Origin of the sequence: Brucella thiophenivorans (genome assembly GCF_002252445.1) — a bacterium.
Classification (GTDB): domain Bacteria; phylum Pseudomonadota; class Alphaproteobacteria; order Rhizobiales; family Rhizobiaceae; genus Brucella; species Brucella thiophenivorans.
This window is the reverse complement of sequence record NZ_NNRJ01000047.1, coordinates 1-8,090: the sequence shown is the minus strand read 5'-3', so window position 1 is coordinate 8,090 and position 8,090 is coordinate 1. Positions and strand designations below refer to the sequence as shown.

Here is an 8,090-nt window from a genome sequence, read left to right as displayed (position 1 = left end):
ACGCCCAAAACTGTTCAGACAAACCGAGCCACTTCTCATACATCGCAAGCAATCCGTTAAAACTCGCCTTTTGGGTCGAAAATAAGCGCCAATTCTACAGGAACTCAAAAAGAGAACATTATTGGGGGATTTGTTGAAAGCTAGACAGTTAACAATAATAAAGGTTCAAATGAAACTGGCACTTGAGTTCTGTCAAAAAGTTGTATAAGTCACGCTCTTAGTTGGGGCGTAGCCAAGCGGTAAGGCACTGGTTTTTGGTACCGGCACCCCTGGTTCGAATCCAGGCGCCCCAGCCATGAATCACGAGCAAAATCATAAGCTTATTGATTCTTTTTGTCTTTCCACTGGGGTGGAATTCTTCAATTTTCTTATATTCACTGATCGCACATAACTGTGGCAAAGAGTTATGGTGAATGCTGATTTATGGAAATTGATACCGTGTCAGCTCCAGATGACGGATATAAAATGGCAGTCAGACATCAAGTTCCGAACCTGCAACAGCGCGGAAATTTCTATTACTGGCGTCCGCGCGTTCCCGTACGTTTGGTGTCTTCACTTGGATCGCGTCACATCGCTCTAAGTCTCAAAGAACCTGATTATCGATACTCAGGATATATGGTCCGCAAGCTCAATCTAATGCTCTATGAAATCGCAGAAAACCCGCGCTTTGCTTTCATGCCAAAGAATGCACTCAAAAGCTTGTTTCAAGCCGAAATCTCTAGGATGAACGACCTGAAGTTAACCAAGCAGTCTGCTGAAATATGCTTTGAAACACATAACGTTCATACCAACAGTTTGGGTCCTGATCTGGAGGTGGGCTGGGCGTATAGGTTAATTGAAAAATTTGGCACTCGACACATTCTATTTGAAAAAAAATTGCAAAGGCTGGCGTTTTCTCGAACATACAAAGGTGCCGATTGATCTTCGTCATGGAATTATCACGACATATTATCAAGAACTCAGTGACGCTGAGAGCCCGCTTTTTAGGAGAAAAATAGGCGTACTCATGCAAGAGCAAGGTTTGCCTAATTCTATTCTAAATCTCGAAAAGGCGAAATCTGAGTACTTTAGAGCCCGCGCTGATATTCTATTAGATGGTCTAACGACCTCTTTATTTAAACCTCCTATTGAACATGTCGTTGAGGGGCCTCCGCCAGCTGCCCTGGCTCAGTCAATGACAATGCCAGATAGTAGTACGCGGCAAAATCTTACACTTAACAGCCATGTCGCAGTTATCGCTGCAGTACCATCTGCGCTGAATGGCATTGATCTCCCCGTGAAGCAGTTCATGAAACAATGTGAGCTTCTGATCGCCAATAATCGTGAGAACTGGAATGAAGACACGGCAAAAGATGTCAGGACGATTGTTCGTATTTTCAGTGGCATTCTGACAGAACACAATGTTCTCACAAGCAGCGGCATCGACCAAACACATCTGGCCGCCTTGCGTCAGCACTTCAATAACATCCTTACACGATGGGGCAGCAGTAAACGCTACGTCGCGATGACAACCTTGCAATTACGCGGGGCAACACAACGGGCGGTCACACTCGCGGAACGTAATAAGCAGCCTGCACCTAAGGTTGGCCTATCGAGCGGAACTATCCGACGTCATCCGGGCAACCTTGAGCAGTTCCTTAACCACATAGTCGCATCCGGCTATGCATTACGCGCTTTCACATTCAAAGGTATCAAACCGAAGAAGCGATCTTCTGCAACTGTTCGCGCCTTGACAGACAAACCGGAGCCGGAACAGATCGCGCCCATCTTCCAACTTCCTGTTTTTACTGGATGTGCGGGATCTGTTCCTAATTTGATGCGCATTCCGGGTGACCAAGTCTATCACTCATCACTCTACTTCGTTCCGATGTTGATCACATATCTCGGATTGCGAAGAGCTGAAGCAGCTGGCCTGGCTGTTGCAGACATCCTGCAGGAAGATGGTATCTGGGCTGTCAAAATCAGAGCCAACGCAATTCGGGGTGTCAAAAATTTGCAGTCAACACGATCCGTACCCGTCCCTGCCGAGCTTTTGCGCCTTGGCTTCATCGACTATGTGGATCGTCTGAAGGAGTTGAATCACTTAAGCCTGTTTCCTGAATTGATGTCACCCTCATCGAAAGCCAATCCGGGTGACCGGTTCTATAAAACCTTCGTGCCGTTGATGAAGGCAGAGAAGGAAGTTGCAGAGCAACTATGGGACCGCACGATCCATGCGTTTCGCCATGGATTTAGCAACACGCTGAAACAACAAGGCGTGGAGCTTTCAATTATCGAGGACATCACGGGCCATCTTGGACGAACGGAAGGCGAAACGCGTTATACACAAATCGCGAGGTTGGGTCTTATGCAAAAGGCAATTGATGCTTACCCGATAATTACAGATCATCTCGAACGTCAACCAATTCGCCTTTTGCCTTTTGTTGAGGCTTCTGAACCTGCTCTATGGTTTAGGATGCGAAAGCAAAGGGCTTCGAAACGGTCGTAATCGGGCTTTCGATTGAAAGGCGGTAAGAGAGTGCTTGCCGCTGAAAATTTCCATTGTGATCACTCATCTTCGGGACCTTTATTACTCACAAGGTTTCAGCTGCTCTCGAACCTCAACACCCGCGGTAAACGGCGTTAGTGTTGATCAAACTTTCATGCAGACTAAATTGGGGTGAGTTACCTAAAGCGTGTTTTAGATTACCCCAAAATCTGCATGACGTGCAGTCGCTTCACTTTGGGTTGCACATAAGGCACCTAGATTTATGACAATTTGCAGTAATCGGATTCCGATTTCAGTTTTTCCGTTACAGATTTTTACGCAGACGTTGCCAAATCTGAGTTTTCCGATTCCGAAGCAAACGTGGTTTGCTGGGGAGAGCTTGGCGGAGAAAATCATTTTGCGCCGACGGTTTCCGAGCTCATAGTTAAATTAAGGATGCTGACATTGGAGAGCTAATGAAGTCGTTGAGCAGGAAGCAAGCAGAACGTTTGCGCAAACAGCGGGAGCGCCAGAGGGTGTCTCGCGATAGATTCAAAGTGGAACGAAGACCCTCACGCGATGATATTGCCCGCGTGGTTCTTCATTTTATGATCGTTCGTGCATCAAAAAATGAAAATTATCGCTTTCTTGGTGAGCGTCCGGTGAGTGGGTTTTGCTAATGGAGCCATTTGGGCGATGTTCTGGCATTAGAACCAGCATTAGTGCTGACATTAATACCAGAACTTAGAGGTTGGCATGGCTCGCATGGAGATTATTTCGGGCGTTGAGCGCAGACGGCGATGGTCTAAAGCAGCCAAGCTAGAGATCTTGGCTGAAGCGGATCGGCCAGGAGTGCGTATTGGGGATGTTGCCCGCCGCCATGATATTTACCCGGCCCAGATCCGCGTATGGCACAGAGTACTCAGTCCATTCGATGCACCGTCATCATTCATCCCTGTGAAACTGCTTGATGAGGAAGCTCTGGAGCAGCCGCTTTCGTCTGAGGCGAGACGCGTATCTATCGAGATTGTGCTGCGCAACGGTCGAGGTTTGAAAGTTCCTCCGGATATTGAGCGGAAGACACTGGCATCGTTGATCGCCTGTGTGGAAGCATCATGATCGGGCCTTCAGGAAATGTGCGGGTCTATCTGGCTTGCGGGGCGACAGATATGCGGCGCGGAATTGATACGCTTTGACCTTCTCGATTATGATGACCCGAGCGGGCTATGTGCTTAGAGCACTACCGCATGGTGTGGGACCGGGTATGCGCTCGACGCCAAGAAAGCGGCCCTACGATTACGCAGCAAGCAGATGCAATTACACAAACGAACCTATCCTCGGGCGCATTGCGGTGCGCACGAACAACCCTTCATACATTAAAATTTTTAGGAGCATTGCATAACCGTAACCATTAAAAATGGAAAAATGAACCGTCAAGAACTTGAACTGGAAATCTCTATTCTGAAAGATCTTGTCCTTGATCTCGAACGCATTTTACGTGCTAATTACCCTAACGAACTGGAGTTAAATAGCGCACCGATGATCACAAACTGGAAGTTGAATTCACCTGCAGCTACCTGTTTAGAGGGCGTTCTATTCGAGCATCCAATGTTGGGAAACATCGTTCCAAATGGTTAAACCTCGGAGCTTTGGCTTATTGATCTCGACAGAGACTATGCGAGAACGTTCAGCCGCTTTTATCGTCTGGGTGAAAAAGCATTAACATCGCTCAAAAAGTAGCGATGGGCAGTATGATCATCAATGATGGTGAGCAACCGGCGTTAATTGAAATATCTCAACAGCTTATCCGCGCGGTTCAGATGCATCCTGCCGTGTTAAGCTGAACCTTATGATAGGCTCAGCCCTGGCGTAGCTGTTGAGAGCTTCTGTGTTGCAGTTGCTAAAGGTTCTGCGGTTAACGAGTGCTGCAACCGCATAAAATTGTTGAAGAACTTATGATAGGATGAATTGGTCAATGAAATTGTAGATCTGGTCTGACGTTCATAGCGAGCTTCAAGATGTGCCCTATCCAACGCGTGAGTAAGCGCCTGACTGTGATTTGATAATCATCGCCAGGGACTCAACATCGCCCCAGAACTCACTGATACGCTATAGTTTCTTATTCCACGCTATGAAAAACCAATCATTTATGTTTCCGGAAACCACGAATTCTACTAGGATAAGGACCGATGGCTATCGAGCGATCGCCTCCTCTGCATGGAAACTGACCGGCAGACAATCAAGGAAATCGAGACCTTGTCACTTAATTGGTCATCCAGGTTCTATTTTCTTGATGAGGATGAGCTGTTTATAGGCAATACACGGTTTCTGGGAGCAACACTGTGGGTGGACTTTCAAATGAATCTCGCCACATCGTCAGACTTACAGCAGCGCATGTGGGAAGCGCGGGGAACGCTACACGACTTCAGAGCGATCTACATGCGGAGCGGAAAGCGATTTACCCCAGAAGACATGCTCAATCTTCATCAGTCTAATGCGGATTACATCCGAGGAAAGCTCTCTGAACCATTTAATGGCAGCACGATCACTGTAACACATTACATGCCGCATCCGGATTGCACTCCTCGAGCTTATGCAGGAATGAAGGCAAATTATCTGTTTGCTAACAGTGACGACGCATTCGACCGCCTTTTGCATTCTGATATAGCGCCCGTACTATGGATTTGTAGCCACACTTACCACGCTTTTGACACCTGGATAGGGAGAACTCGCATTGTTTGCAATCCCTTCGGGTACAAATGGGAGCAGGGCAGAAACGAATTTCAGTGGAAACTTGTCATTGAGGCCGTAGCTAAGCGTGAAAATGAGTAGCCAATTACCGAATTTGAGTACGTTTCAATGCCTTTTATCGAGCATTCTTACTGTTGACATGCACTATAACAGCGCAAGGCCCCAAAAGGGCCTTATTCAATGATAACCACGCAGTTGACTTAGGCGCGCCAATTCTTCAATTACGCTATAACACATTTGTAAAAAATATTTGAGAAAGTGGCAGTCATGACAAATAGAAGATCGGCCCAGATAAGATCATGAGTACCGACATTTCTGCAGCAAGTTCAACCCATGAGGTTGCAATCGCCGAGCCAACAAAAGGAGCAGGTGTCGCTGTTCGTGATATCACAGAAGCTTTATCAAAATATCGATTGGCTTTGATATTCGGTTGGCAAGATGTCGCTCAACGATATCGCCGCTCCCGTGTTGGCGCTTTCTGGCTTACGTTGAACATGGCCGTATTCATCGGTGCGCTCGGACTGATCTTTGGCACACTTTTCCAAAGTGAAATGCGAGAGTTTCTGCCCTATCTTTGTGCTGGTGTTATTACGTGGGGTTTTATCTCAACCTGTTTAAATGAGGGATGCACAACATTTACTTCTTCGGATGGTATAATTCTGCAAGTTCGAATGCCTCTATTTACGCACGTAATGCGTGCTATATGGAGGAACGTAATAATATTCGCTCATAACATCGTTATTTTTCCTATTCTTCTTCTGATACTCGGCAAGATGATTAGTTTTAATGCGCTCTGGGCAATTCCTGGGTTCCTTCTCTTATGTCTAAACTTATCCTGGATGATGCTCATATTGGCTATTCTTTGCGCCCGGTTCCGGGATATGACTCAGGTCGTAACAAATATTCTACAGGTACTGTTCTATGCTACACCAATTATGTGGATGGTGAAGATTCTTCCTGATCACGTGTCACGCGCATTTATCGAATTGAATCCGTTTTATCATTTTATCGAGCTCGTAAGAGCTCCTCTCTTCGGATCACCCCCATCTTTGCTTGACTGGACCTTTGGTTTTGCATGCGCGATAATAGGTTGGACTGTCGCAATCGTGTTTTTTGGGCGATATCGTTGGCGCGTAGCGTATTGGTTGTAGAAAATGAGTTTAATTCACCTTCAGAATGTTAGCGTCGAGTTTCCAATCTATAACTCGACAAGTCGTTCGCTCAAAAATAGAGTCCTTAGCATTGCAACGGGCGGAAAGATCGAAAGACGTAGTGACCGTCTGGTGATCGTTCGTGGTCTTGACAACATTTCCCTGACTTTCAAGGATGGGGATCGAGTGGGATTGATCGGCCACAATGGATCCGGGAAAACCACGCTACTTCGTGTTTTGTCGGGGATTTACACGCCGACACATGGTAGTTCAATCATCAATGGCAATTGCGTTTCGTTGATCAATATTAATCTCGGCATTGACCCAGATGCGACAGGAAAAGAAAATATTCGTCTGCGCTCAGCGATGATGGGTATGCCGCCAGAGGAAATTGCTGAAAAGTTTGATCAGATATCTGATTTTTCAGGTCTTGGAGAATTCTTGGATGTTCCGTTTCGCACTTACTCTTCGGGAATGCAGCTAAGGTTGGCGTTTGCAACCTCAACGGCTATCCGTCCGGAAATCCTGATAATGGATGAGTGGCTTTCGACAGGTGATGAGGACTTTAAGGAGCGCGCTAACGTTCGCATGCGAGAGCTTGTCGACTCGACAAAAATACTCATTCTTGCAAGCCACTCAAAGGACCTGCTAAAAAAGAACTGCAACAGAATAGTATGGCTTGAACATGGAAGAGTTAAAATGGACGCCTCTCCGAATGAGGTTCTCGAGAGCTATTTTGGCGAATGAAGAAAACGCCGCGACATTTCAAGACCCTATGTTTTCTCAATTATTTTGTGCATAGGTAGTTGATTCATGTAACATGTGTAGCGGCTTTGTAAAACTTGTGTCATTATTGTGGTTACAAACCGCTTGCACAAGAAACCAGAAGCTTTCTACAGTTCGTTATATTTGAGTATTTTTGCCTTTGATAGTAATGGATCGATTTTAGAAAATGCCTTATCGGTCGGGTTGAATTTCTGCACGCTTATGTGCAGTAGAGCACCTGCGAGCCCCATTCTCTCATTTGTTTGTTTGCGGCAGCTTTCTTGTAAAAATTGAGGCCGTTTCGATGGAGATTTCGCCTTTGCTAATCACAGATCCGGGTTGGGCGCGCCCATGCGTTTGAAAGATATTGTCATCCATTGCACACTATAGATGACAAAGAGGGTGATAAGCTATTGACTTCGCACACCTGCCATGACGGTGTGCTTGTTTCATTTTTGATAGATTCTTTGCTACAAGACCTGCGCCAATTTTTACGTAGCCGGTGTTCTGGCACCACATTCTTTTTTATTTTGTATTGTGTCATTTAGATTTAGCGAATGGACAGTACGGAGTTTCTCCATAGAGCGTCGAATGGAACTTCTCTCAGCCGATAAGAGTAAGCGCGACAGTCACCGCCAGTGGCTAGCTGATTTAAAAGCTCGGATTGTTTCGGAAAGCTTAAGACCCGGTTGGCGCACTGGGCCCTAAGATTGGACTGCCGGGAATTAGATTTTTCCGGCTTTCATCCCAATGACTGGCTGATAACGCCACCGGGATTATGCAAGGCAGTCGGCAGGTTATATCCGATTGCCCAATGATGAGAGACAAGTATCTCAGAGCCTGAATCATAATGAATGTAACGATATCAGGCTCTTGCGATACGCCGCGTAAGGAAGCGGATATTTGCGATGTAAATCCAGGCTTCGGAAGAAGCGATGGTTTTCTCGAAGTCTTTG

Annotated in this window: 7 protein-coding genes and 1 tRNA gene; all 8 read left to right on the top strand. The window is 46.3% G+C overall.

What is annotated here, in order from left to right:
• The first annotated feature begins 222 nt into the window (after window positions 1-222).
• The 8 genes from CEV31_RS13400 (at window position 223) to CEV31_RS13365 (ending at window position 7,116) form a co-directional block, all read left to right on the top strand.
• Window positions 223-296, top strand: a tRNA-Gln gene (locus tag CEV31_RS13400).
• Window positions 297-423: 127 nt separating this feature from the next.
• Window positions 424-921 (top strand): DUF6538 domain-containing protein, encoded by a 498-nt coding sequence (locus CEV31_RS13395; protein ID WP_094507567.1) that lies wholly within the window; start codon window positions 424-426, stop codon window positions 919-921.
• Window positions 836-2,488 (top strand): tyrosine-type recombinase/integrase, encoded by a 1,653-nt coding sequence (locus tag CEV31_RS13390; RefSeq protein ID WP_169717357.1) that lies wholly within the window; start codon window positions 836-838, stop codon window positions 2,486-2,488. The genes CEV31_RS13395 and CEV31_RS13390 overlap by 86 nt, the downstream gene beginning before the upstream one ends.
• 735 nt (window positions 2,489-3,223) lie before the next feature.
• Window positions 3,224-3,586 carry an IS66-like element accessory protein TnpA gene (gene tnpA / locus CEV31_RS13385; protein ID WP_094507565.1) on the top strand — a complete coding sequence of 121 codons (363 nt, stop codon included), beginning with the start codon at window positions 3,224-3,226 and terminating at the stop codon, window positions 3,584-3,586.
• Between the two features lie 306 nt (window positions 3,587-3,892).
• A complete protein-coding gene (locus CEV31_RS21300; RefSeq protein WP_235818106.1) occupies window positions 3,893-4,105 on the top strand; it encodes a hypothetical protein in 213 nt (70 codons plus the stop codon).
• A gap of 579 nt (window positions 4,106-4,684) precedes the next feature.
• Window positions 4,685-5,299 (top strand): metallophosphoesterase family protein, encoded by a 615-nt coding sequence (locus tag CEV31_RS13375; protein WP_235818105.1) that lies wholly within the window; start codon window positions 4,685-4,687, stop codon window positions 5,297-5,299.
• Between the two features lie 218 nt (window positions 5,300-5,517).
• A complete protein-coding gene (locus CEV31_RS13370) occupies window positions 5,518-6,369 on the top strand; it encodes an ABC transporter permease (RefSeq protein ID WP_094507564.1) in 852 nt (283 codons plus the stop codon).
• Window positions 6,370-6,372: 3 nt separating this feature from the next.
• Complete coding sequence (locus CEV31_RS13365; protein WP_094507563.1) at window positions 6,373-7,116, top strand: ABC transporter ATP-binding protein; 744 nt, start codon at window positions 6,373-6,375, stop codon at window positions 7,114-7,116.
• Window positions 7,117-8,090 lie beyond the last annotated feature (974 nt).